This window comes from Aminobacterium sp. UBA4987, from assembly GCF_002396985.1.
Classification (GTDB): domain Bacteria; phylum Synergistota; class Synergistia; order Synergistales; family Aminobacteriaceae; genus Aminobacterium; species Aminobacterium colombiense.
The window spans coordinates 44285-70141 of the sequence record NZ_DGZF01000006.1 but is presented as its reverse complement, the minus strand read 5'-3'; the positions used below and the strand labels follow the sequence as shown (position 1 = coordinate 70141).

Below are 25857 nucleotides of genomic sequence, written 5' to 3'. Positions count from 1 at the left end.
ATATGAAGCATAGTCAAAAATTAAAAAATCACATTACATGTTTCTTTTCTTTACGCTGCTAAAATAGAAAAATTTAAAAAGAAAACATACGCCATATTAAAAATCAAGGCTACTAATTTACCCCAAAAAACTTAAAGTCACGACGTATTCTTGAATTTCGTAAATCGCAGTTTGAGACACTCAACTTGGAGGCTCTTATTTTGTCTACCAGGTTGAAGATGCAATAAAGGAGCCACCTACTCTATCTGTTTATAAAGACTCACACAATCGATTTAATATATAGTATTCATTTAAATTACGATCAAGCAAAACTGAATTATTAAAGCGACATTCTCTTACATCGTCCAAGTCTATCTCTGAAAATATTAGCCTCTCTTTTTCATCTACCTTACCTGAAACAACATATCCCTTGGGATCAATCACGGCAGACCTGCCAAGAAACTCCCTCTTATCATTAGCGGGGCCTATCCTGTTCACTGCTGCCACAAACACAACGTTATCAATAGCTCTACATGCGATGTTCACATCCCACCATTCCTTGAGGTTGTCCCCTTTTCTCCAGGCTGCTACAACCACAATAAGTTCTGCCCCTTTTTCAGCTAAAATAGCTGCTGTTTCGGGAAAACATGCATCATAACATATTAAAATGCCAATATTACCTAATTTTGTTTTGAACACGGGGTAACTTTTCCCCTTACTAACGCAAAGGCGTTCTTCCGCAACAGGATGGGTTTTTGAGTATGAACCAAGAACTTTCCCTTCATCATCTATCATAATGGCCGCATTCTCATAGATACCAGGAGCTATTTTCATTGCCATAGGAGCAATAATATGCACTTTGAAATTTTTAGCTGCTTCTTTAACTAAATTGAGCGAATGGTGGTCTTTATCATCAAGATAACGTGCGTTAATTAATATTTCTTTTGATTTTTCACAGCAATACCCTGTATCAAAATATTCCGGTAAACATATCAAGTCTGCCCCTTTTGCCGCTGCTTCTTCGATATATGCAAGCGTTTTTTTTACATTCCGTTCCACTTCATGCAAAACACAGTCCATTTGGATCAAAGCTATTTTTGTAGTTTTTCCACTCACCGCAATCCCTCCACACTAGTTATAACATTCAAACATTCACAGCTAATTTTTGCTCCTGCCTCGTTCTGCCTCCTACTAAATGCTCTTTGTCGCGAAATTAAAATGTAGATTGATCTCTTCTTTTATGTCCAAAATAGCAGAAATAATTTTCTTGTTAACATCTTCTGTGGCGCGTGAGTCTGGTAAAACTACAGAAATGCTCGCATAGTTCTGTTCATGAGGAAAATAAAGTCCGGTTGCTATACCAGTAACACCATCATCCTTTTCCCCAAAGCTTATGACATAGCCCTTTTCTTTTGCTTCAGCGTATTTCCTTAGAAGTTTTTGCGGATCAATCAACGTGCGTGCTGTATAAGTTTCAAATTTACGTGTATTAAATATTTGCGCAACCATTTGAAAAGGCATTGTAGTAAGAACCGCAAAGCCAGATGCTCCCGCATGAATGGGGAAAGATTGATTCAACTTCGGTGTGACGCTAATTTGCTGAGATGCTTCAATTTTGTCGACACAAATAACTTCGTTATTATTCCACACGTTAAGCAATACCGTTTCTTTAGTAATATCGGCTAGCTTGCATAAAAAAGGGTGAACTTCCCGACATGAAGCAAACTCCTCGCGCGCTATCCATGAGAGGGTGACAAACTTCATTCCCAAGCAATACTTGTCGTTATCAGGCAATCGTTTTAACCACCCTCTGCTCTCTAATGTCAAAACTAACCGATGGGTTGTACTTTTGCTTAACCCTGTCAATCTACTAATCTCACCTATTCCAAGGGGAGTTTTTTCTTTACCAAGGGCTTCAACTATCAAAAGTGCCCGCAAAAGAGACCTGTTAAAATATTCTTCGCGCGCCATGAGGGCACCTTCTTTTTATTGCAAATATGTAATCGTTGTCCATGAAGCTTTCACCTAATTATTATTCGCCATTTTTTCCCATAAGCTCAAGAAGCCGGAGCTCAAGGACCTGTGAGGGGTCGAAGTCTGCAATTTGTAAGTAATAAGCTGCACTATCAATAAGAGCCTTGGCTGGAATCATACCATAGATTTCTGTCTCGAGAACCGACACACCCCAACGCTTTGCTTCCATACGAATTGTTTCGAGTACCCTGTAAAGAGAGTTTGCCTCGTAGTCAACCAAATTCATACTGACTTGTGTAATTCCACGCTCTTCAAGTGCAAGGCCAATGCCTTTAACATGACAGAAGCCACCTGAAGACGCACGAACAGTGTTTGCAATCTTCTTTGCTATCTCAACATCTTCTGTCTTAAGGTTAACGTTAAAGGCAACAAGAAGTTTTCTTGTTCCCACTGCCGTTCCTCCAGCTGTGGGATGAAGCCCTGGCCCACCAATATCAGGATAACGATCTGGATTATTCTTTGCCTCATCCTTAAGAACCTCATACTGCCCCTTTCGGACAACTTCCAATTTCTTTCTTGCAGGCATCTTTGCCGCATCTTCGTAAAAGTAAACAGGAATACCTGTATTTTTAAAATAGCACTCACCAAAAGAGTGTGCCAAGTCAACGCACTCTTTCATAGTGATACCTTTAAGCGGAGTAAAAGGAATGACATCAACTGCGCCAATGCGAGGATGCCCTCCATGATGTAAATTCATGTCAATATGTTTCTGTGCAGTTTTTGTTGCTTCGATAAGGGATTCTTGGATCGGAGCCGGTTCGCCCACAAGACTGATAACAAGGCGGTTGTGATCTTCGTCAGATCTGTAGTCCAGAAGATAGAGTCCTCGCTTGCCGCGAAAAGAATCAACGATTGCCTCGATAACATCCTTGCGGCGACCCTCACTAAAATTAGGGACACACTCAATCAATTGCGTTGTCATAACATACCTCCTACAATCTTTATATTTATAGTTTTGAAAAGTATTTATTGTGTTCGCATAGAAATTAGCGGATTCATATCTGCCACCCAGCACTCACAAACTTAAAATAAGGCCAATAATACTAATGGCGTACCATCTTGCGGGACACTATCCCATTAATTTAATACAAAGTATAGGCATGGATACCTGAAGTGTCAACGTTGATGGCACACCGTGCAAAAAGTCATCTGTTATTTTATAATTAAAAAAAGGGGGCTTTTCTTACGCATGGAAGAAGCAATGAAAGTGGCACTTCATGACAGTATTGTGAAATAAGGGCAAGTGGCTCAAGTTGCAGCTATACAGGCTATACATAAGAACACAATAAAAAAACCGGCCCGCTTAAGCGACCCGGCTATTTTATTAAATGGCGTGCCTGCGGGGATTCGAACCCCAGACCTTTGGCTCCGGAGGCCAACGCTCTATCCGCTGAGCTACAGGCACCTAATGAACGTCGAAAATATTACCACGTGCCAGGATTTACTGCAACTGAGTAAGTCTGAACATTATTACTTTTTAAAAGTTACAATTGTCACCCCATGCCCGCCCTCGCCGGGGCCACCAAGACGATAGCTTTCAACATAACTTAGATGTGCACAAAATTGGTGAACTTCCCGACGGAGAATCCCTTCTCCCCGGCCATGTATAATTTCTACACTCAGATATCCTGCGCGCATTGCTCTGTCAAGATATTGCTCTACCAGAGGCATGGCTTCGTCTACTGTCATCCCCCTGATCATCAAGGAAAGGGGCACGCCCTGAGGCTTAGTTGCGCTCATGGCTGGGCTTTCCGGCAAGGCATCTCTGACCTTTTTTGACGTTGGTGTCAAAGAGATCAAGGGAACATCCATACGTGCAGCACCTGCTTGCACTTCTGCTTTATTTCCTTTCAGAGCCAGTATAGTGCCTGTTATAGAGGTCCCCGCAATTGAAACAGTATCCCCTATTTCTAAATTGCGTTTTTCATCCTTCATTTTTTTAATGAATCTCTTTTCCTCTTTTTGCTCAAGTTCTTTTCTTTTTTCCCGTATGTTCTCTCTTTTCCCATGTAGATTCCTTTGAACCACAGACCTGGCTGCTTCGTCCAGGTCACGTATCATCCGCTTTGACTCTTCTTCTGCTGATGCAAGAACAGTTGCAGCCTGTTGTTCTGCTTTGGCTATTATTTTCTCTCTTTGTTCTTCAAGCGCCTTCATTTTTTCAGAATACTCCTTGCTCAAAAGGTCGGCCTTTTGACGTTGCTCTTCCATTTTTTCCCACTCATGGTTTAGCAGAGCCTTCCTCTCATGAAGATCTGCAATGACTTCCTCCATGGATATTTCCTGCTCTTTAAGGGTCGCCCTGGCCTTCTGAAGCACTTCTGACGGCATGCCGTAACGCTCTGCAATATAAATGGCATTACTTCGCCCCGGGATGCCCATGAGAAGATGATACGTAGGCGCCAGGGTCTCTACGTTAAATTCCATGCTCGCTGTTTCCACATGGGGAGTAGTTAAAGCGTAGCTTTTAATAGGATTATGGTGGGTCGTCGCTAACGTAATGCTTTTCTTTTCCCGTAAAGTGTCTATGAGAGCTATTCCTAATGCCGCTCCTTCCTGAGGGTCGGTCCCAGCCCCAAGTTCATCGAGAAGAACAAGAGAAGATCGCGTTGCTTCTGAAAGAATATGGATAATGTTTTTAAGATGAGCGCTAAATGTAGAAAGATTCTGCTCAATACTCTGTTCGTCCCCTATGTCTGCAAATACGTTGTCAAGATTACCAACTACAGTTCCTTCCTTTGCTGGAAGGGGAAAACCGCACCACGCAAGGATTATGCCCATACCAACAGTTTTAAGGGCTACTGTTTTACCACCAGTATTTGGCCCAGTAACAACAAGGACATGGAAGCTTCTCCCGCATTCAATTGTAAGAGGGATTCCCTTTTCACCCAAGAGTGGGTGAAGTAGATCATAAAAGACAAAAAAAGGATTTTTTGAGAGTTCCGGAAGAGTCCATCCATATTTTCCCATAACGTCAGTAAGAGCATAGAGCATATCTATCTGACCTAGAACACCTTCTGCGTCGACTACTGCTTTTTCTCTCCCAAGAATCATTTGGGTGAGTTCAGATAATATTCTCCTCTTTTCCTCTTCTTCATCCTGTATAAGAAGTACAAGGCGGCTATTAAGCTCTGCAAGACTTCGAGGTTCCATGTAAACAGAGTTGCCGGAACCAGAGCGGTCGATAAACGTGCCGGGGAAACGAGATGCGAATTCTTGCCGAACAAGAACAGTAAATCTATTCTGTCTAAAAGTGAGCAAACGTTCCTGCAACATATTATTTATTCGGGAATTAGCGAAAAGGGCCTGTGCCCTTAATCGAATTGATTGACGAACTGCCTCTTCACTTTTTCTAATTCGCAACAAAGTCGGAGTAGCAGAATCAAAAAGGTTTCCATCTTCATCCAAGACGGCGAGCGATTCAATCTCGTATTTGAAATCTCGTATTTTCTTAAGCACGCCTGCAAAAGGAGCGAATTCATCTTTCGCTTGGTTTAAAACATCTTTGATTCTGGTCGCAAGCAATAGAAGCATGCGGATAGCAACCAGCTCCTGACCTGTCAGGAGTGCAGTTTTTCGGGCAGCATGTATTTCTTCTGCAACACTGCTTACATTCTGATTCCATGGAAAATCTCCATAACGATCAACATAATCACGATAAGCAATCAAGAGGTTCTGGCGGTTGCGAAGGGTGGTTATTGTTTCACAGGGAGTTATAGCTGTGAGAACTGATAAGCCAAGATCGCTGCGTAGTGATTTAGCAAAGATAGAAAGAATTTTATCAATTTCAAGGAGATTCCAAACTTCCTTACGTACTTTCATGGGATAGGTTATCCCCTTCCGCAGAATAAAGAAATGTATTGACATGCGGCCATGCCTGAGAAGCTAGTTTCATAGCAATGCTCTCCTTAACCCATTGAGGAGATATAAAAGAGGAAAACGCCATCAATACTGCATAGAGGAAAAGGACAAGGAAAACTCCCTTCAGAGCTCCAGCCATCCCCCCAAGAATCCTATCAATGAAGGATAAGGCAGACCATCTTAAAAAAATCTGAACCATACGGCATGCAAGGGTCGCAATGACAACAACAAGAATAAACAGCAGGGCCATTGAAATGACAAGAACAATCGAAGGGTTACCGGCCCATTTCTCTAAATACCAGCTGGAAAGGGCGGGGCCTAAACGCCATGCAAGAAAAGCCCCCCCAATTACTCCACCAAGAGAAAACAACTCTCCTGTAAGCCCCCGGAAGAACCCACGTAAAGAGAGAAAGATCAATACAAAAACAATTGAAATATCAATACCTAACGCCAGAGTCATGATCTGGAATTTTCTCCTGGAGAATATTTTTGAATAATATCTTCAAAAGTCTGATTGGCGTGGTCAAGACAATAGGCAAGATGGAGACTTACCAGAAGCAAAAGATGCTCCTGGCCAGTCTCTTTGCCAATCTTATCAGCAGACTCTTTCAACAATGATACAACTCGCCCATATGACTCCTCGTCCAATGTTGTTTTCAAATGGTATTCCTTTTTACCGAGCTTGAGCGTTACATCCCGCACAGGGATAGACAAAGCATTCAGCTCCTCTGTTAGGAATTATGACCTTGTTCTGATTGTTCTGGTAACAAGGCATTCAGTTTATCGTAAACGCTCTTCATCTGATTGTCTAGCTGAGCCTTTTCTTTTTGCAACATCATTCTCTCTCGCTCAAGTCTTTCTATTGTTCGCTGAAGCTCTTTCGTTTCTCGTATATGCTCCAGATCTTTTTCTGACACTTTTTGCCTGAGAGAGTGAGCTTCTTTTTTTAACTGCTCATTTTCATCTTTTAACTTTGTTAGCAATTCTGCTAAACGATTAGCCAGTTGTTCGATAGAATTCAGAGTTATCATAGCCAGTGCCTCCGTTCCTGAACTCATCATTTAGCGAAGAGTATACCCTTTTGATGCCATTTCTTCCCTTACTCTATTATGCACTGCATCAACTTCTTCATCGCTAAGCGTGCGTTTCATATCCCTATAAGCAAGGGAGAAAGCCAGGCTGCGCGATCCTTCCGGAACGCCATGTCCCTTATAAACATCGAAAAGACGAAGGTTCCAAAGCAAAGAACCTGCTGCTGAACGAATTTCATCTTCTACTGTCTTTCCTTCTTTATTTTCAGGCACTAAAAGAGATATATCCCGGTGGACAGCAGGATATGGCGGATTTTCGCAGAACAAAGGATGGACATCCTCGATAAGTGGATCAAGGGATATCTCAAAAGCATATATAGGGGACCCCATGTCCAGTTCTTTTTCAAGGGATGGTTTAAGCCGGGCAATGTAGCCAACTTTTTCATTGCCAATACATATCTCAGCTGTTTGTCCCCCGTGTCCGAAGGGTTCTGCCCCCAATCTTAAGATGTAATTTACGCCCCTGCTCTGAAGAAAAGCTTCTACATCGCTTTTGACAGACATAAAATCTTCTACTAGACATTCTTTATAAACATTACGTATGTCACGGCCAGGGTAGATAAGCCCTGCTAACCTTTCTACTTCTTTTTTCCCCGCGTCTGATTCTGAATCCCGCAGGAATACCCTGCCCAGTTCAAATAGGCGAACAGCCTCTCTCCACCCGGCTCGGAGTGAAGAAGCAAGAGCGTTAATCAGTCCTGGAAGCATCAATGTCCGCATTGCCGAAAGGTCTGCGCTAAGAGGATTGGATAAGACAAAGGGGTGTGCCCTTTCATCATCTTCCGGCAACCGAAGAAGTTTTATATAAGATGGCGACAGGAAAGAGTATGTTACAACCTCAATGTATCCTCTTGCCAACGCTATTTGGCGCAGACCTGCCTGGAGTTCCGTCCATGCCCCTCTTTCTCCTGGATGGCTCATCTTTTGAGGGAGACGACTTGGCATATCGTTATATCCTCGAATTCTGGCCACTTCTTCGATAAGATCTTCCTCTATTGAGATATCTGGCCTGTAAGAAGGGATTTTAAAAATACGCATGTTCTCTTTTTCTTTTGACACCTCTCTGATACCAAGACGCCCAAGAATTTGAGAAGACTCTTGAAGATCATCCCATAACAATAGTTTATTGAGTTTTTCCCGGGTCAATACTACTTCACGGCCGGTGATGGATCCTGTTGTTGCTTCAAGGACTTCCCATTCCGTGGTAGCGGCGCCCCACTCCTTCAGTAGAGAAATGACATAGGCCATAGCTGGATATACGAGTTCTGGATCTACTCCCCTTGAGTACCTGAAAGCCGCTTCACTATTAAGCCCAAGGCGGCGAGAAGTGCGGCTAACCCTTATTGCATCAAAATTAGCGCTTTCTATGACAACATTGCGAGTCGTTTCACAAATTTCAGTATTCTCCCCTCCCATAACTCCAGCAATACCAATGGCTGATCCTCCACTTGTAATGAGAATATCAAGGGGATCAAGGACTCTTTCTTTGCCGTCAAGAGTAATGATCTTTTCTTCTGGCGTGGCAGAGCGAACTGTAATTTCGTTCTCTGGTAAACGGTCTAGATCAAAGGCATGGAGAGGCTGACCCATTAAAAGCATGGTCAGGTTGGTAGCATCGACTATATTGGATATGGGGCGCATGCCCATAAGAGATAGTAATATGCGTATAGGCAATGGAGATGGTTCAATCTTGACATCTGTAGCAAGTCCCAACAGATAACGCCGACAACCTTCGTCCTCCAAAGATATAGAGCGGAAATTAACAGGCCACTCCATACCTTCATTTGAACGATTCTTAAAGTTTTTCCTGCCTACAACATCTGGGAAAAGAGCGTACACTTCCCTGGCGATGCCAAGAGCACTCAACAAATCCCCTCTATTCGGTGTAATAGAGATATCAAGAACCGCATCGTCCAGGCGTAGATATTTCTTTACGTCTTTTCCAACAGGAGCATCCGAAGGTAGGCGTAAAATGCCAGATTCATCAGCTATATCAGGGAGACCAATTTCATCAGCCGAAAGCATCATCCCCTGGCTCACCACACCATCAAAATCCCTTTCTTCAAGCACTGTTCCATCAGCAAGTACGGCACCTGAAGGCCCATAAGGTACAAGATCTCCAATTTTTAAATTGGTAGCAGCTGTGACACAGACTGCTGCCCCCTCCCCATAATTGAGAGAGGCAACTCGAAGGGAATTTTTACGAGAATGCGGTTCGAGAGCAATAACCTGGGCAACCCGCACACCTGATAACCTTTCGCATGGACGAGTTATTGCCTCTACTTCGCAACCAGTGAGAGTAAGTTTTTCCGCAACCTCTTCAAGAGACGCGGGAATAGATACAAGGCCATTAAGCCAATTCCAGGACACTAACATGATTTGCACCTCCCAGAAAGAAGATAGGGGACATTCCCCTCAAAAAGAACGCGGAGGTCTGTCAGTTTGTACTTTAGCAGAGCAAGGCGATCAAGCCCCATTCCCCAGGCAAAGCCGTTGTAAACATTAGGATCAATACCACCAGCTCTCAAAACATTCGGGTGAACCATACCGAGGCCGCCTATTTCAAGCCAGCCCGTACCTTTACAAATACGGCACTGGGGATTATTCCCAGAGCACTCAACACACTCTACGTCCAGTTCAAGAGAGGGTTCGGTGAAGGGAAAATAGCTAGCTCGATATCGAGCTTTGAGCGGCCGACCAAAAATACTGTTAACCAGCACTTCTAAGCATCCCTTTAAGTCAGCAATGGCAATATCTTTATCCACAAGAAGGCCTTCCAGCTGATTGAACATGGGTGAATGAGTCGGGTCACTATCCCGTCGATAGACCTTTCCTGGACATACTATTCTAAGAGGTGCCCCATATTTCAGCATAGAGCGAACCTGCACTGGAGAAGTATGTGTTCTAAGCAAATGTTTTTCATCAAAATAAAAAGTATCCTGCATATCCCTTGCTGGGTGAAAAGACGGAATATTAAGGGCCTCAAAATTATGGAAATCATCCTCGATCTCGGGGCCCAAAGCAACAGAAAAGCCTAATCCTGAAAGAATATTTATGACATCAATAGTAACCTGTGCCACTGGATGGAAAGCACCCCACGTCCGGCCACGAGAAGGGAGGGTCACATCAATGAACTCTTTCTGTTCTGCTTCCTCCCATTCTTTTTCTTCCAAAAAAGTTTTGCGTATTGAAAGCTGTTCTTCTATTTCATCCCTCAGCTTGTTGACCAACTGCCCCACCGCTGGCCTTTTCTCTGGAGGCAGTGATCCAAGAGTTTTCAAAAGCGACGTGACTTTCCCCTTTTTACCAAGGTACTTCACTTTCAGATCCTGAATTTCATCAGCAGAACTGGCCTGTTCAAGCTGATCCAGAAATTCAACACGACACATTTCTATATTGTTATGAATTTCGCTCACGCTCCATTACCCTCCCTTTCACGTTCTTCCTCAATGGCCAATAAAAGTTTATCCAAATCATTCTTTTTACCGGCGATAAGAAGGAGATCGTCTTTATTTATAACCGTATCTGCCGACGGCAAAAATCGTGACCCTTTCCTATCAAAAAGCAAAACCATTGCATTATATTTCTTCCGAAAATCCAGTACGGCAAGGCTTTTTCCCAACATTTCATGCAATGGCGTAACTTCTCCCACCAAATAGTCTCCACCCGGAAGTTGAGAGAAACTCGAAAGCCAAGGATGGACAAACTGTTCCGCTACTTTTTGCCCCATATCCCGTTCTGGGAAAATAACTCTATGTGCCCCGACTCGCGAAAGGACTCTGGCATGAAGTGCCGTCTGAGCACGAGCTACAACAAGGGGGATATTAAACCCCTTGATTATAGTGGTTGCAAGAATACTAGCCTCTATGTTTTCTCCTATGGTAACGACAGCGATGTCCGCTTCTTTCGCCCCAACTTTTATAAGAGCATCTTCATCAGTAGCGTCAAGCTGAGCTGCTAAAGCTATAATATCTGCTACTGCTTCAACTTTGGCCGGGTCTGCATCAACTCCAACTACATACTGCCCCATAGCAGCCAGCTTTTCACATAAGGAGAGGCCAAAACGTCCCAATCCAACCACAAGGACCATTTTTCTTTTCTCAGCCATATCCATTAGCCTCCTAGCCTACCGGGATGTTTGTTGTAGCGTAATTCACATTATCACGTGTTTCTCGAGTTATTACTACGTACATAAATGTAAGGATACCAACCCTTCCCCAGAACATCAACATTATAAGAATAATCTTACCCATTGTAGAGAGGGACGACGTAATTCCCAATGAAAGTCCCACCGTGCCCATAGCAGAGAAGGCTTCAAAAATCAATGTGTGGAAGGGAGCCGTTTCCGTAAAAGACAATAACACTATACTAAAAAGGACGGTACTGATGTATAGAAGGCTTAACGAAAGAGCACGGCGCACATTATTAAAGGATATATTACGATTAGCATAAATAATATTATTTCTTCCCCTCATCTCACAAAGAGCCGAATAGACTAAAAGTCCCAAGGTCGTCGTTTTGATCCCACCACCAGTAGAGCCGGGAGAAGCCCCTATGATCATCAATAGACAGGTAACAAAAACCCCTAAAGCTGTAAAGTTCGCTGTTCGTATAGTATCAAACCCCGCAGTGCGAGGAGTCACGCTCTGAAAAAGAGCGTTCCATACTTTAAGAGTTGGAGATAGTCCTCTAAATGCCCCGTTCCAGTCAGAAATAAGAAATAGAAAAGCTCCGCCAATGACCAGGATACCTGTAACCTTTATGACAAGGTGGCAGTGAGGTGTCAAAGGTTCACCCTTTCTTATATATCGGGCTATTCCCAAAAGGACAAGAAAGCCTGCACCACCTAAAATAATTAGAAGCATAATAGTGGCGGGGACAAGAAAAGTATGAGCATAACCTTGCAAGCCCGTTGAGAAAGGAGAAAAACCTGCGTTGCAGAAAGCACTAATGCTATGAAATAAAGCCAGATATAAAGCCCGCGCCGGGTTGTAGTTACGAACAAATGCTATGAAAAGGGGGACGGCTCCAGCCCCCTCTATTGCAACAGTCATCTTCAATATGCGAATAAGAAGCTTAATAGCTCCTGCCGGCGTATCGAGCCCAAGACCTCCTGCAAAAAGCAAACGTTGGCGTATCCCTATTTTTTGTCTGAAAAGTAGTAGAAGGGTCGTAGCGGCAGTCATAACCCCAAGTCCTCCCAGTTGTATAAGGACAAGGACAACCCATTGAGACAATAACGTCAGATCTTTACCAGTGTCTACAACAGTCAGTCCTGTAACACAAATAGCAGATGTCGCCGTAAATAAAGCGTCTACAACTGTGATAGAGTGCCCACCCTCCAAATTAAAGGCCCATATAAGCAGGGTTCCTATCACTATCAGCGATAGGAACCCTGCTACAATGGTTCTCTCTACTCGGAGAGAACTATACGTTTTCAAAACTACTGTCCTAACGCATTACGGGCTTGTTCAACCAATTTTGCAAAGGCCGGCATATCGTTGATGGCCAGTTCTGAAAGCATTTTTCTGTTAATTCCAATGCCCGCTTTTTTAAGTCCGGCTATAAGCGAACTATAGCTCATCCCCTGGGCTCGCGCAGCTGCATTTATACGAGTGATCCACAAACGCCTAAAATCTCTTTTCTTCAGTTTGCGGTCATCATAGGCTCTAGACAGAGATTTAAGAAAAGCTTCCCTCGCTCTTCTATAAACATTCTTCTTTTTGCCCCAATATCCTTTTGTGATGGAAAATAGCTTTTTCCTTTTTTTATTACTAACGCTACCACCCTTAACACGAGGCATAGCATGTCACCTCTCTTAATCATAAATTCTTTATTTTATATGTGAATTCGACCCCTAGCTATAGGGAAGCAGCTTTTTCAGATCTCCAGCCAATGTTTCTGGAACATACCCCGTTTTACGAAGACGACGAAGACGACTTCTGCTCTTTCCTGTCAAAAGATGCCCTCTTCCATTTTTTCTATAGCTGAACTTGCCTGTTCCGGTTGAAGAGAATCTCTTTTTTGCTCCTGAATGAGATTTCAACTTAGGCATAGTAATACCCTCCTTTCACACTGTTAAGTATACTAAAACACTACACCAAAGAGTTGTTCAGTAAGATTATTACTCTGACTGTTCAACTTCTTCCTGATTTTTATCCTGTTTGTTTGTTTCCTTTGTTTTTGTCGGCCCTAAAGGTGTGAGCATCATTCTCATATAACGACCTTCCATACGAGGTTCTGCTTCTACCTTGCCTAAACTCTCTGTGTCATGAACCACTCTTGCAAGGACATCGCGCCCTTTATCAAGGAAAGCCATCTCACGACCTCTGAAAAAAATAGAAACTTTTACCCGGTGTCCGCATTTCAAGAAATTCATAACAGCCTTAACCTTGAAATTATAGTCGTGTTCATCGATTTTCGGACGCATTTTGATTTCTTTTAGGGTTTGTCCCTTCTGTTTCTTTCGTGCATCTTTTTCTTTTTTCTGCAGTTGATAACGATATTTGCCATAATCAAGGATACGGCAAACTGGCACTTTAGCCTGGGGAGCCACCTCAACTAGATCAAGATTTCTCTCTTCTGCCATACGTAAAGCATCCTCTATTTTGGTGACACCTATTTTGACTCCGTTATCGTCAATCAATAACACTTCACTCACAGTGATTTCATCATTGACGCGGGGTTCCCCTGCTTCTCTTTTGGCTATAACACTTCACCTCCGTGATAATATAAAAAAGGGCCGATGGATTTCCACCGACCCTCACACATACAAAGCAATACTCTCAAAGAGTGTTATGGTTTCGACCAGACAACAACGCCTTGCGTCGTCAGGTGAGAGGGTGGGCCTCTTCTTTAGACTAAGAAACTATATCACAGCTGCTGAAATCTGGCAATTACTTGTTAAGTAGCGGATTCTTTTCTTCCATTAAAATATCAATAAAACTGTTGATTGACATTGCACCAAGATCCCCTCTGCTCCGCTCTCTAGGCGCAACCTGATCGCTGGCAACTTCTTTTTCTCCGATAACGGCCATGTATGGGATTTTCTGAATCTGGGCATCTCTGATCTTCTTCCCCAGCTTTTCATCTCTGCTATCTATTTCAACCCTGACATTATTAGCAACCAATTTCGCCTGAACCAATCGTGCGTAATCAAGAAAATCTTCCGAGATAGGAAGCAAACGGACCTGTACAGGCGCTAACCAATAAGGAAAAGCTCCAGCGAACTGTTCTATGAGTATTCCGAAGAACCGTTCCAGACTTCCCAGAATTGTTCTGTGAAGCATTACGGGCCGATGTTCTTTTCCGTCAGCTCCGACGAATGTCAAGTCGAATTTTTCAGGCATCTGGAAATCAAGCTGAATTGTTCCACACTGCCATGTACGTCCGATACAATCCTCAAGGTGGAAATCTATCTTGGGACCATAAAAAGCGCCGTCACCAGGATTGACGCGATATTCCATATTAGTTTCTTCCAGAGCTTCTTTCAAGGCAGTTTCAGCTATATTCCACTGTTCTTCTGACCCCATGGAGTTCTCAGGACGGGTAGAAAGCTCCATTGTATATTTAAAGCCAAAGATATCCCTATATATGTACTGGCAAAGATACATAATCCCTTTGATCTCATCTTTAACCTGCTCTGGTGTGCAGTAAAGATGAGCATCATCCTGCGTAAAACAACGTACTCGCATTAAACCATGAAGAACACCTGATCGCTCGTGGCGGTGGACTATCCCTAATTCCGCCATCCGCAAGGGAAGATCACGATAACTTCTTATCTGACTTTTATAAATAAGAATTCCACCAGGGCAATTCATTGGTTTAATGGCAAAAGGCATCTCGTCGATCTCTGTAAAATACATGTTGTCACGATAGTGATCCCAATGCCCAGAACGAATCCAAAGACTGCGATCAAGAATAAGAGGGGTTCGAATCTCGCAGTACCCGTTCTTTTCGTGAACTTGCCGCCAGAACTCAGTGAGCTTGTTCAGTATAGCCATGCCCTTGGGGTGGAAGAAGGGAAATCCAGGACCTTCCGGCTGAATACTGAAAAGATCGAGTTCTTTGCCTATTTTACGGTGGTCTCTATTCTTCGCTTCTTCAAGTCTTGTTATATAAGTTTGAAGAGATTCTTCATCTGCAAAAGCCGTTCCGTAGACACGGGTCAACATTATGTTTTTTTCATCGCCCCTCCAATAAGCTCCGGCTACTGAAAGAAGTTTAAAATGCTTTATCCATGAAGTATTCGGTACGTGAGGCCCTCTGCAAAGGTCTACATAATCTCCCTGCCTGTACAGACTCACAGTCCCATCTTCTATCTCCTCTATCAATTCCACTTTGTACTTTTCTCCACGCTCTTTAAAAAAGGCAATCGCTTCTTCTTTTTTCAAAATCTGGCGTTCTATGGGGAAAGCACGCTTCGCAAGACGTTTCATTTCCTTTTCAATTTTTAGAAGCGCTTCCTCCGAAATTGATTCCGGGAGTTCCATATCATAGTAGAATCCGTTTTTAATGGATGGTCCTATCCCAAAGAGAGCTTCCGGATAAAGAGATTGAAAAGCCTGAGCCATAAGGTGGGCTGTTGAGTGCCGTATAATATCAAGCCCCTCTTCGCTGACACCATCTATAGCTTCTAGCAATCCGCTCTCTGCGATCTCAGCTGAGAGATCGACATAACGGCCGTTAATCTTGGCTGCCACAGCCCCTTTATGCATCTTCCAGCGCTTCAATACATCAAGAACACTGCCATTTTCAATTTCTATCATATCCCCATTGGCGTTTTTAAGCTCGAACATGCGTATCACCCCTAAAAAATAATGCCCACATCTCTCCTTCTGGAGACGATGTGGGCTATATCGCGGTTCCACTCCAGTTCCAGCTTATAAAGCTGGCCCTCTTTACGCTGTAAGGGGCGTTCCCCTGCATCTTACGCCAAAAAGCTTCGATGCCGGCTCAGGAATGGTCTTCGGTCTACCCTGCTGCAGGAGGCTCTCAGCCCACGGCCCCCACTCTCTGTTCAGTGGTCGTAAAATTACTTTTCCCTTCATAGCCTTACATATTCTATTTGGCGAAATTTATACTACCTAAAAGAAAGAATGTCAACTCTTTTACTTCACACCGGTACTGCCAAAACCACTTTCTCCACGTACTGAATCTGAAAGGGATTCATTTTCCTCCCATTCTAACTGAACCACAGGGGCTATGATCATTTGTGCAATCCTATCCTGTGGCATAACCTGAAAAGGTTCCTGCCCGAGATTAATAAGGATAACCCGAACTTCCCCCCTGTAATCAGAATCTATAGTCCCTGGAGTATTAAGCACCGTAACACCGGAACGAAGAGCGAGACCGCTTCTTGGTCTCACTTGAGCTTCATAGCCTTCTGGGAGCTCCATATAGAGACCAGTACCCACACTTCCCCTTTCTCCAGGCTTTAGAAGAATGGACTCCGCCGCACGAAGATCTACCCCGGCAGAAAAGGGAGTTCCATATTCCGGTAATGGTATTTCTCTGTTTCGCCGGGCGACCTTAACCATTATACGCTTCATCGACGAGGTCCACCCTGCCTACGATCCGGCCGTTCCTGACTTCCACCACGACGCTGGCCAGGAGCGGGACGGGGAGCGGAAGCTGCTTTGGCTTCAATAGCGGTTTCCTTTGCCTTCTCCTCTTCAAGAGCTTTGCCGAATCCCTCTTTTACAACCCTTTCTTCCTGGTCATACAGTTTCTTGCGTGTCAGATTAGTCCGTCCCATATCGTCTATTTCTTTGACCATGACAAGGACTGTATCCCCAACACTAAAAACATCTTCCACTTTACCGACACGGTGAGGGCTGATTTCGCTTATGTGGAGAAGACCTTCTTTACCTGGCAAACACTCTATAAAAGCCCCGAAATTCATAATCCGAGTGACTTTGCCCAGATATATTTCCCCTGGCTCCAGTTCTTTTGTAAGCCCCTTTATTATTGCCAGTGCGCGTTCAACACCCTCACTTGATGTTCCGGCTATATATACTTCTCCATTATCTTCCACATTGATCTTCACTCCTGTTTCCTGGGTAATACCTCGGATGACCTTCCCGCCAGGGCCGATGATATCTCTGATTTTTTCAGGATCTATATGGGTCACATAAATCCTTGGCGCGTAAGGAGAAAGACCGGAAGGCTCTTCTATGGCAGATTCCATTTTCTCGAGTATAAACAATCTTCCTTCTTTTGCCTGATTGAGGGCTTTTTTAAGAATTTCCCTGGTAATGCCCCCTGCCTTGTTATCCATCTGAAGGGCCGTCACACCTTCGCGGGTTCCGGCCACTTTAAAGTCCATATCACCATAGTGGTCTTCGAGACCCTGAATATCACTCAAGATCTCTACTTTTTCCCCTTCCTTTATGAGCCCCATGGCAATGCCGGCGACATGTCTGTTAATGGGAACTCCGGAGTTCATAAGGGCAAGGCTTCCCCCGCAAATAGATGCCTGAGAACTGGATCCGTTCGACTCCAGGATATCTGAAACAAGACGGACCACATACGGGAACTCAACCTCATCGGGAATTATAGGGCGAAGAGCCCGTTCTGCCAAGGCGCCGTGGCCTATTTCACGACGTCCCGGACCACGCATGGGGCGAACTTCTCCAACTGAATAGGGGGGGAAGTTATAGTGAAGGATGAACCTCTTGTTTGGTTCGTCCTGTTTGAGGCCGTCAAGAATCTGGTCATCTACTCCCATCATCCCCAAAGTAGCCACAACGAGGGCCTGAGTTTCGCCCCGGGTAAAAAGAGCTGAACCATGCACACGAGGCAAAACTCCCACTTCACATGTAATCGGGCGAATCTCATCCATTGCCCGACCATCAGCCCGCTCACGCTCATTAAGAATGCGGGACCGCATTGTTTTCTTCACCATCTCGTCAACAGCTGCAGAAATATAAGCTTCCACATCAGGATAATTTTCTGCGAAATGCTCGATTGATGTGGTTTTAACGTAACGAATTTTTTCTGCCCTGAGTTTTTTCTCGTGAATACTGACTGCTTCTAATACATGCTTTTGCATTTCTGCTCCTAGCCATGAATCTATCTCTTCAAAAATTTCTGGTTCAGGGATATCTATCTTTTCCTTGCCAATTTGCTTCCGAATCTCTTCTTGCATGGCGACAATCTTTTTAATTTCAATGTGGGCAAGATCCAGAGCATCTACGAGCAACTCTTCTGATACCTCGTTAGCTCCCGCTTCAACCATTGTAATGCCGTCCTTATGGCCAGATACGAGCAAATCCAATTTGGATTCCAACATTTGCTCTTCAAGGGGGTTGACTACAAGCTGGTCATTAATATAGCCGATGCGCACAGCTCCTATGGGGCCTCCCCACGGAATTTCAGAGATCACAAGAGCTACAGATGCTGCGTTAATGGCGAGTACACTGGGGGGGTTAAGCTGATCTACTGATAGCACAGTAGCAACAACATGTATGTCGTAGCGAAGATTTTCATCGAAAAGTGAACGTATAGAACGGTCAATGACACGTGCACTCAATATGGCGTTTTCAGTTGGTCTTCCTTCCCGTTTGATAAACCCTCCGGGGATTTTACCTGCTGAGTAATATCTTTCTTCAAAGTCAACTAGCAAGGGGAAAAAGTCAATCCCCGTACGAGGTGTGTCAGAAATGCAGGTAGTGGTCAAAACCACTGTATCTCCGCTCCTAGCCACTATGGAACCATTTGCCTGTTTGGCCATACACCCCGTTTCGAAGGTCATTTCATGACCCCCGATCTCAATTGAAAATACTTTTTTCATCCATTGTTCCTCCTCTAATTTTCTACCTCTTCGTATTGTACTTGATAAGAATAACACATCCCACAAAAAAAGTGCGAGAGCGGATATCCGCTCTCGCACAGAAAAACCTTTGAATAAAAATTTATTCTGTTTTTTAGTGTCGAAGACCAAGGCGTTCGATTAAAGTCTGGTATCTGTTGAAGTCTTTCTCCCTCAGATAGCGAAGAAGTTTACGCCGTCTTCCGACCATCTTGAGAAGCCCCCTCCTGGAATGGAAGTCCTTTGTGTGGTTCTTCATATGCTCTGTCAGCTCACGAATCCTCACGGTCAACATGGCAATCTGAACTTCTGGAGATCCTGTGTCCACATTATGGGTGCGGTACTCTTCAATGATCCTCTGTTTCTGATCCTTCTCCAACATAATTGTTCACCTCAATTAATGAAATCCCGAAAACCAAGAAATACAGCTTTGTGTAGATCCTAGTAATGGGTTAAAAAATATTACCACGGATATTTCTATATGGCAATGTTTAGACCGCCTGTGCACATATTCAGAAAAACTACATAAATTTTCAAAAAATCTAATTCTGCACTCGACATGGGTTAAAGTATATGGTTAAATAATAGAGAGTTAACAAAAGCATTTAATCTAAATTGGTGCGGGGGGGAGGTAATAAGCATGTCTCTGCTTATTATTGAAGATAATAAGGATCTTGTTCAGGTTCTCGCCGAGGGTTTTGCAGAAAATGGGTTTTCTGTAGAGCGCGCTTATACAGGAGAAGAAGGGCTGGAAAAAGCGAATAACCCGGAGTGCGAGTGTATAGTTCTGGACCTCATGTTGCCTGGCATAAGCGGAATAGAGGTTCTTGAAAGACTTCGCTCAAACGGTGCCACTCTTCCTATCATCATTCTCACGGCGAAAGACAGTGTAGACGAAAAGGTAGAGGGCCTTAATAAGGGAGCCGATGATTTTCTGGTTAAACCATTTGATTTCAGAGAGCTTCTTGCAAGAGTACGTACCCTTTTAAGGAGAACTTCTGAGTCGCAGCATCATCTTCTTCATTGTGGATCTATGACAATAGATCCAGTAGCCAGGGAATGTAGAGTGGATAACGCTATATTACCACTGCGGAGACGGGAGTTTGATATTCTGGAATTGCTTCTTCGACATGAAAACCAGGTTTTTACCAGAGAAAAGATAATTTCTCAAGTCTGGCAAAAAGAGTATGACGGGACAAGCAATGTAGTTGACGTACATATAAAATATTTGAGAGACAAGCTGCGTGAGCAAGGATTAGATACAGTGGTTGTAACTGTACGAGGAGTTGGGTACAAGGTAACTTGCCCAGACTGTATCTAAACATTAAGTGGAAAGCCAGGGTATCAGGCATTGAACTTGCAGCTTCGCAAACTTCTTAGGTCTTTTAAAATACGTTTAACAAGGGCTTCAGCAAACCAAAGGGGCAATCTGAAACTCCTCAGGTTGTCCCTTTTTTCCATTTCTTTTTTTATAATTATGTCCCTTGCTGTGTTAGTGTCATCCTTCACTGTAACTTCCTTTTTTTCCTATATGGGAGGATTGTTTGCCGGTTGCGCACTATCTTTTTTTATATCCCTCTGGTTTCTTGAACTTCGCATTTACACCCCCTTACGAAAAACGTGTCAGTCCTTACAAAAGAAGAAGAGAAAAAACGACCGCGTAACAATACCCTTTCTTGGGGATCATCCCCAACTTATGGAGCTTCGCGAATCTCTTAATAAGCTGCTCCGCCAGTACGAGGAATCTCTTGCTCAACTTAAGCAATTGTCTGCAGATACAAGCCATGAGCTTAGAACTCCTATTGCTGTCATCAAGGGGAAAATTGAAATAATGCTCATGTCCACTAGAGAACCTAGTTATTACGTGGAACGGCTTCAGCAAATAATGATTCAGATCGAAAATATGCAACAAATTGTAGAGTCTATACTCGAGTTGTCCCGGTTTTCAAAGTTCTCAGGCCCAGAATGGATGGAACCGGTGGATTTACTTATGGCAGCTGATGAAGCCTGTGAAAACATGTTTCCCCTCATTGAAAAAACAAGACGTCAGCATCTGGTGCAAAAACTCTCTTTTGCCCCAGTTTTCGGGAGCATTGAGCTTCTTACAAGAGTTGTTACAAACCTCCTAGACAATGCCAGCAAATATACACCTGAAGGCGGAACTATCGGTGTGGAAACATGGAGTGATATAAAAAAGCAGAAAGCCTATTTGCGTATCTGGGACACCGGCCAGGGAATGGATGAATACGCTATTCAAAAGTGCAGAGACCTCTTTTGGCGTGCGGACACAGCTCGAAGCGGAGGCGGATATGGCCTGGGACTTCCCCTTGTGCAGAGAATATCTGAATTGCACAAAGCTGAAGTGGATATCCAATCTACTTTGGGAAAAGGAAGCTCTTTCACTTTGACTTTTTCCCTTGATACAAACACCCTTTCCGAATATGAGATATCGTGATAATAAAATATTTTTAATCGAAGCAAAGGGGCTGTCCTTTGAAGTACAGCCCCTTTGCTTATAAGCATAAATTTGCGTTTTAAAAACTCATGGAAACAAAGAACGTTCTCCCGCCACGGCCTAAAAGAAGCACTAAAGAATTGTCCTTATTCCCCACGGCTTTATTCAAGTCGCCCACATCAGACACTTTTGTGCCATTTACCTCCAGAACCAGGTCTCCTTCACGAATCCCTGCACGAGCAGCAAATGATCCCTGCTCAACAAAGGTTATAACCACTCCATCCTTTGATTCTAGCCCGTACTGGGAACGAAGTTGTGTGGTGACATTACTTGCTTCAACGCCAACTTTTTTAAAAAGCTCTGAGGTTTTAGGCGATCCTTTTTCCTGGCTTTCTTCTCCTGCAGGAGCAACTTCTGTTAGTTTAACAGAAATGTTTTTCTTTTCTGCTTTACGCACTATCTCAAGATTAACTGTATCTCCTGCCATAAATTGGCGTATTCTAAAAACAAGATCCTGATGATTGTCTATCTTGTTACCATTAACAGCAATAATCACATCGCCACGCTGCAATCCTGCCTTATCCGCTGGCGAATCTGACACCACATCGCTGATAACGGCTCCTTTTTCTTCTTTTAAGCCATAAGCTGTGATAAACTCTTTCGTCACTGGCTGCACATACACCCCAAGCCAACCTCTTTTGACCTTCCCATATTTTACAAGATCATCCATTATCTGCTTCGCCATGTTAACAGGAATAGCGAATCCTATTCCCTGAGCATAAGGGACAATAGCGCTGTTTATTCCCACAACTTCCCCCGAAAGGTTGATCAGGGGACCGCCACTATTCCCAGGATTAATAGCTGCATCAGTTTGCAAAAAACCGTCAAAATTTACATCTCCAGCGTGAATACTCCTGTTTTTTGCAGATATGACACCAACTGTCACAGTGTGCTCCAGGCCGAAAGGGTTACCTATGGCAACAACCCACTCTCCCACGTCTATACGGTCAGAGTCACCAAGTTTGAGCACTGGCAGATTGCGGGCGTCTATCCTGATCACGGCTAAATCAAAAGTAGGGTCAGTCCCTAGGACTTCAGCGGTAAAGGTCCGTCCATCAGAAAGAGTTACTGTAATCTTATCCGCTCCCTCCACAACATGACTATTGGTAAGAATCTGGCCGTTGTCTGTAACAATAAAGCCAGATCCACGCCCTTTCATTGGTATAGTTCTAGAAAAACGCTGAAACTCTTCTCCAAAGAAACGCTTGAATATGGGATCATCCGGGAAAGGAGAAACTGACCGTGTAACTGTAGCCTCTACATCTATGTTGACCACGGCTGGAGAAGCATCCTTCGCTATGACCGCTATAGGGTTCCCAGTAAAAACATCTTGAGCAAAAGAGGGAGTGCTTATCGCACCCAGAACAAAAGCTATTATGGAAAGAAGAGCAATTGTGTTGTACATCCTTTTCATATTATTTCACCTCCGTTTACTTTCCATATCTATTGTATCCGGCTTTTTGAAAAGAACATCGTTTCTTTTACTGATACTTTAATCATAAATTTTACGAATAAGTTTCCAGCAAGAATAAGAAAGCCAGATTCCGCCTACAATTACCATGGAAAAACTACCTCTATGAGATGCTTCTATTCCAGAAAGGTACCAATCAATACGAAGTGGATCCACAAAAATACGCAAGAAACCCCAAAGGATTAAAAATAGGGGCCAGAGAAATGCAGCTTTTACAAAGCGCTCGCCTTCCCCTAAACGAAACTCAATCCATTGCAACGCAAGGAGAATTGCAAGAGCTCCGAAAGAATAATAAAGCTGAGTCGGATGGCGGATTAAAGCTTCCGGATCAATAGCGAAGCGTACTCCCCAAAGGTGAGATGTTGGAATTCCCCCACAACAACCATTCAAAAAGCAGCCCCACCGGCCAATAGCCATTAACGCAGCGGAGGGGAGGGATGCCGATTCTGCAACACGCCATAGAGACAATTTTGTACGGAAGATATAAAAGAAGGCAAAGCAACAGCCGCCTATGAAACTGTAATAAGAAGACATTCCTCCTTTCCAAAAATGAAGTATGCTAAGGGGATCTTGAAATACAGCTTCTCGACCAAGATGAATACCCATGCCAGTACATATACCCGCAATAATTCCCAAAGCAACCATTCCCAACAAGTGCCCCATTTTAGAGGGAGGGATGCCGTAGTACTGAATTCCTCTTTTATACGTCCAGAGAAAAGCCGTCACTAACGCAACGATCCACAGCACGTAATAGCTGTGGATCGTAAAATTCCTTATAGAGAATAGTTCCGGATACATAGTGTGTTAACGGCGTTTGCTTCTTGTAGAATGGGCTGGGCAAACTACTACTTTGCGAGACGGCTCTTCTCCTACAGAGCGTGTCATTACGCTATCTGTATCTTTCAATGCCAAATGGATAATGCGTCGTTCCCAACTGGACATGGGTTCAAGATAGGCAGGTTTGCCCCTTTTTTCCACTTTTCTGGCAGCTGCTAGGGCCAGGCGTTTCAGACTTGCCTCCCGTCTGGCTCTATACCCGTCACTATCTAATTTGATACGGGTCTCTCTGGTCTCGTCACGCATCATAAGATTGAGGAGATACTCCATGGCCTTCAGAGTTTCGCCGTACTTTCCAATAATAATTCCAGCATCATCACCAGAAAGGTTCAAAAAACCATCTTCCTCGTTTACAGAGAGGGAAAGTCCCATACGCTCTATAAGATCCCCCGCCAGTTCTTGCCCCTTTAAGACTGATACTGGCAGCTCAGTCCATACTTCTACCCTTAATTTTCTCCCCAATAGACCAAAAAAACTTTTTTCTTCTTCGATTATCTTAACAAGGAAGTCCTCCGGATTTAATCCCAGCTTGGCCGCGGCCAACGTTTTAGCTTCGTCTATGGAGCTGACTTCCATAATAAACTTGTCTTGCTCGGTCATGTATAATCCCCCTTCGACACTCTACCATGCCCGGGATACCTTTAATTTTCCTCTTTACCTGCGGGTTTAGATTTATGTAAGACTGGTTTCTCCTGCATTTCCTGACTTGTTTTTTTGGTAATCCACCACTGCTGAGCTACTCCCAGGAAAGATGAAACTCCCCAATACAACAAAACTCCTCCAGGCAGGCTAAGGCATATAAAGGTGAGAAAGAGAGGCATAAACCAGCTCATCATCGCCATCTGCGGATTCCCCGTAGAACTCATCTGCTGCTGTGCCCACGTGAGAATACCAACAACAACAAGGAGCATGAGGTTCCCCAGATAAAGGCCTACTTGAGCCAACCCCGCAGGGTTGGCGAGAACACCAGATAGCACAGCCATAACACCTATTTTAGTTGTTTCTGGAAGAGCTACCGCCTGAGCCAGCGTTGAAAGGACAGATCCTTCAAGGCTAATGAAGCCAAGGAAAGGAACACTTCCAAAATTATAGTTCATCAACAAACGGAATAATAGAATAAGAATAGGCAATTGTACAAGAAGAGGCAAACATCCAGCTGCAGGGTTTACTTTGTTTTCTTTATACAAGCTCATAATTTCTCTATTCAGTGTTTCTTTGTCATCCTTATACTTTTCCTGCAACATTTTCATGCGGGGCTGAAGCTTCTGCATCCTTTGCATGCTAACCATTTGTTTATGGGTAAGGGGGTGAAGAAGAATTCTTACCGCCAGTGTCAGCAAAATAATTGCAATTCCCCATGAACCCGTTAAATTATGAAGGGTTTCAAGGATAAGAAGTATAAAATCCCCCGCTGCTTTCCAGAGAGTACCCACACCATTCACCATCCTCAGTCAGAATTGTAGATTTTAGGAGATATTTTTCTTTTAAGTGGAAAATCTGGCACTGGATCATATCCCCCAGGATGCCACGGACCACATTTCATTATACGGATTAATCCAAGCCAACTTCCGATCAAGATACCATGCATTTCTATAGCCTCAAGGGTGTACTGAGAACAGGTCGGATAAAATCGACAATTCTTTCCTAACATTGGAGAAATCCATTTCTGATAAAATCTAATAGCAGTCACGGCAATTTCTGTCAACATTTTAATCTATCCGTCATTTTTATTCTTTTTCTCCCACATATTCCCCGGCCACGACTCATCAAGTAACCCTACACGCCCTAAAAGAGCCACCATATCATCATACACGTCATAGGCATTTGCTTCCAGCCCTGCTGTTCGAAGAGAAAAAACACACCACCATGTTCCTTTTACCCATGGTAGAATACGACGTATGCTCTCTTTCAGAATGCGCCGGCCCCTATTGCGCACACAAGCCGATCCCTGGCGTTTCCCTACGGCCAGCCCTATCCTAGTTCTATCGTCGGGGGCCTCCACAAACAGCAACCGCACCAGCTCGCCTTTGAAGCGACTGCCGGTGCGGAAAACATAATCATATTCCCAACCCTTCTTGAGCCGCACAGAGCGTGAATATCCGAGCTTCAAAGCTACACAGCCAAACGCTTACGCCCCTTGCGTCTCCGGTTGCGAAGAATTCTCAATCCGCTGGGGGAACTGGAACGAGAGAGGTATCCCATTTTTCTCTTTCGCGGTCTATTATGGGGCTGAAAAGTACCTTTATTCACGACTACA

Annotated in this window: 27 protein-coding genes, 1 tRNA gene and 1 other annotated feature; of the genes, 2 read left to right on the top strand and 26 right to left on the bottom strand. The window is 43.8% G+C overall.

Annotated elements, in window-relative coordinates; translation table 11 throughout:
• Positions 1-249: 249 nt before the first annotated feature.
• The 19 genes from B2U56_RS03020 to rpsO form a co-directional block, all read right to left on the bottom strand.
• Positions 250-1095, bottom strand: a complete 846-nt coding sequence (locus B2U56_RS03020; protein ID WP_286952206.1) for a carbon-nitrogen hydrolase family protein — start codon at positions 1093-1095, stop codon at positions 250-252.
• A 75-nt stretch (positions 1096-1170) separates the two neighbouring features.
• On the bottom strand, positions 1171-1950 hold the full coding sequence (locus B2U56_RS03015; protein ID WP_286952205.1) for an IclR family transcriptional regulator: 780 nt from the start codon (positions 1948-1950) through the stop codon (positions 1171-1173).
• 61 nt (positions 1951-2011) lie between these two features.
• Complete coding sequence (ftcD, locus tag B2U56_RS03010; RefSeq protein WP_286952204.1) at positions 2012-2935, bottom strand: glutamate formimidoyltransferase; 924 nt, start codon at positions 2933-2935, stop codon at positions 2012-2014.
• A 407-nt stretch (positions 2936-3342) separates the two neighbouring features.
• Positions 3343-3418: transfer RNA gene (locus tag B2U56_RS03005), tRNA-Arg, on the bottom strand.
• Positions 3419-3483: 65 nt separating this feature from the next.
• Positions 3484-5835: an endonuclease MutS2 gene (locus B2U56_RS03000; RefSeq protein WP_286952202.1), complete on the bottom strand. Its 2352-nt coding sequence runs from the start codon at positions 5833-5835 to the stop codon at positions 3484-3486.
• A complete protein-coding gene (locus B2U56_RS02995; protein ID WP_286952201.1) occupies positions 5822-6334 on the bottom strand; it encodes a CvpA family protein in 513 nt (170 codons plus the stop codon). The genes B2U56_RS03000 and B2U56_RS02995 overlap by 14 nt, the downstream gene beginning before the upstream one ends.
• A complete protein-coding gene (gene zapA / locus B2U56_RS02990) occupies positions 6331-6588 on the bottom strand; it encodes a cell division protein ZapA (RefSeq protein WP_286952199.1) in 258 nt (85 codons plus the stop codon). The genes B2U56_RS02995 and zapA overlap by 4 nt, the downstream gene beginning before the upstream one ends.
• 17 nt (positions 6589-6605) lie before the next feature.
• Complete coding sequence (locus B2U56_RS02985; RefSeq protein WP_213700311.1) at positions 6606-6905, bottom strand: hypothetical protein; 300 nt, start codon at positions 6903-6905, stop codon at positions 6606-6608.
• Between the two features lie 30 nt (positions 6906-6935).
• Positions 6936-9341 (bottom strand): phenylalanine--tRNA ligase subunit beta, encoded by a 2406-nt coding sequence (gene pheT, locus B2U56_RS02980; protein WP_286952197.1) that lies wholly within the window; start codon positions 9339-9341, stop codon positions 6936-6938.
• Positions 9335-10381 carry a phenylalanine--tRNA ligase subunit alpha gene (pheS, locus tag B2U56_RS02975; protein WP_286952195.1) on the bottom strand — a complete coding sequence of 349 codons (1047 nt, stop codon included), beginning with the start codon at positions 10379-10381 and terminating at the stop codon, positions 9335-9337. The genes pheT and pheS overlap by 7 nt, the downstream gene beginning before the upstream one ends.
• The gene (locus tag B2U56_RS02970) at positions 10378-11073 is read right to left on the bottom strand and encodes a potassium channel family protein (RefSeq protein WP_286952194.1); all 696 of its coding nucleotides are present in this window, start codon (positions 11071-11073) and stop codon (positions 10378-10380) included. Before B2U56_RS02970 ends, pheS begins: the two co-directional genes overlap by 4 nt.
• A gap of 13 nt (positions 11074-11086) precedes the next feature.
• Positions 11087-12406 carry a TrkH family potassium uptake protein gene (locus tag B2U56_RS02965; protein WP_286952192.1) on the bottom strand — a complete coding sequence of 440 codons (1320 nt, stop codon included), beginning with the start codon at positions 12404-12406 and terminating at the stop codon, positions 11087-11089.
• 2 nt (positions 12407-12408) lie between these two features.
• On the bottom strand, positions 12409-12768 hold the full coding sequence (gene rplT, locus B2U56_RS02960; protein WP_013048107.1) for a 50S ribosomal protein L20: 360 nt from the start codon (positions 12766-12768) through the stop codon (positions 12409-12411).
• Positions 12769-12822: 54 nt separating this feature from the next.
• On the bottom strand, positions 12823-13020 hold the full coding sequence (gene rpmI / locus B2U56_RS02955; RefSeq protein WP_013048106.1) for a 50S ribosomal protein L35: 198 nt from the start codon (positions 13018-13020) through the stop codon (positions 12823-12825).
• A gap of 69 nt (positions 13021-13089) precedes the next feature.
• Positions 13090-13674: a translation initiation factor IF-3 gene (gene infC, locus B2U56_RS02950; protein ID WP_286952287.1), complete on the bottom strand. Its 585-nt coding sequence runs from the start codon at positions 13672-13674 to the stop codon at positions 13090-13092.
• Positions 13675-13861: 187 nt separating this feature from the next.
• Positions 13862-15763: a threonine--tRNA ligase gene (thrS, locus tag B2U56_RS02945; RefSeq protein WP_286952191.1), complete on the bottom strand. Its 1902-nt coding sequence runs from the start codon at positions 15761-15763 to the stop codon at positions 13862-13864.
• A gap of 38 nt (positions 15764-15801) precedes the next feature.
• Positions 15802-16024 (bottom strand) — a binding site (T-box leader).
• Between the two features lie 51 nt (positions 16025-16075).
• Positions 16076-16516, bottom strand: a complete 441-nt coding sequence (dut, locus tag B2U56_RS02940) for a dUTP diphosphatase (protein WP_286952190.1) — start codon at positions 16514-16516, stop codon at positions 16076-16078.
• On the bottom strand, positions 16513-18759 hold the full coding sequence (locus B2U56_RS02935) for a polyribonucleotide nucleotidyltransferase (RefSeq protein WP_286952188.1): 2247 nt from the start codon (positions 18757-18759) through the stop codon (positions 16513-16515). The genes dut and B2U56_RS02935 overlap by 4 nt, the downstream gene beginning before the upstream one ends.
• Before the next feature lie 133 nt (positions 18760-18892).
• Positions 18893-19159 (bottom strand): 30S ribosomal protein S15, encoded by a 267-nt coding sequence (gene rpsO, locus B2U56_RS02930; protein WP_013048101.1) that lies wholly within the window; start codon positions 19157-19159, stop codon positions 18893-18895.
• A 258-nt stretch (positions 19160-19417) separates the two neighbouring features.
• Between rpsO and B2U56_RS02925 the strand changes: the two genes are divergently transcribed.
• On the top strand, positions 19418-20098 hold the full coding sequence (locus B2U56_RS02925; protein WP_286952185.1) for a response regulator transcription factor: 681 nt from the start codon (positions 19418-19420) through the stop codon (positions 20096-20098).
• A gap of 219 nt (positions 20099-20317) precedes the next feature.
• Entirely contained in the window at positions 20318-21232 is a 915-nt protein-coding gene (locus B2U56_RS02920; protein ID WP_286952183.1) for a sensor histidine kinase, read from the top strand.
• Positions 21233-21311: 79 nt separating this feature from the next.
• Here the strand turns inward: B2U56_RS02920 and B2U56_RS02915 are convergent, their stop codons facing one another.
• From B2U56_RS02915 to rpmH, 7 genes are all read right to left on the bottom strand, one after another.
• A complete protein-coding gene (locus tag B2U56_RS02915) occupies positions 21312-22706 on the bottom strand; it encodes a Do family serine endopeptidase (protein WP_286952181.1) in 1395 nt (464 codons plus the stop codon).
• Positions 22707-22784: 78 nt separating this feature from the next.
• The gene (locus B2U56_RS02910; protein WP_286952179.1) at positions 22785-23561 is read right to left on the bottom strand and encodes a prolipoprotein diacylglyceryl transferase; all 777 of its coding nucleotides are present in this window, start codon (positions 23559-23561) and stop codon (positions 22785-22787) included.
• Between the two features lie 6 nt (positions 23562-23567).
• The gene (gene jag, locus B2U56_RS02905; RefSeq protein ID WP_286952177.1) at positions 23568-24200 is read right to left on the bottom strand and encodes an RNA-binding cell elongation regulator Jag/EloR; all 633 of its coding nucleotides are present in this window, start codon (positions 24198-24200) and stop codon (positions 23568-23570) included.
• 41 nt (positions 24201-24241) lie between these two features.
• Positions 24242-25033 carry a YidC/Oxa1 family membrane protein insertase gene (locus B2U56_RS02900; protein ID WP_013048095.1) on the bottom strand — a complete coding sequence of 264 codons (792 nt, stop codon included), beginning with the start codon at positions 25031-25033 and terminating at the stop codon, positions 24242-24244.
• A 14-nt stretch (positions 25034-25047) separates the two neighbouring features.
• Complete coding sequence (yidD, locus tag B2U56_RS02895) at positions 25048-25308, bottom strand: membrane protein insertion efficiency factor YidD (RefSeq protein ID WP_013048094.1); 261 nt, start codon at positions 25306-25308, stop codon at positions 25048-25050.
• A gap of 6 nt (positions 25309-25314) precedes the next feature.
• Entirely contained in the window at positions 25315-25686 is a 372-nt protein-coding gene (rnpA, locus tag B2U56_RS02890; protein ID WP_013048093.1) for a ribonuclease P protein component, read from the bottom strand.
• Between the two features lie 26 nt (positions 25687-25712).
• Positions 25713-25850, bottom strand: a complete 138-nt coding sequence (rpmH, locus tag B2U56_RS02885) for a 50S ribosomal protein L34 (protein ID WP_041459327.1) — start codon at positions 25848-25850, stop codon at positions 25713-25715.
• Positions 25851-25857 lie beyond the last annotated feature (7 nt).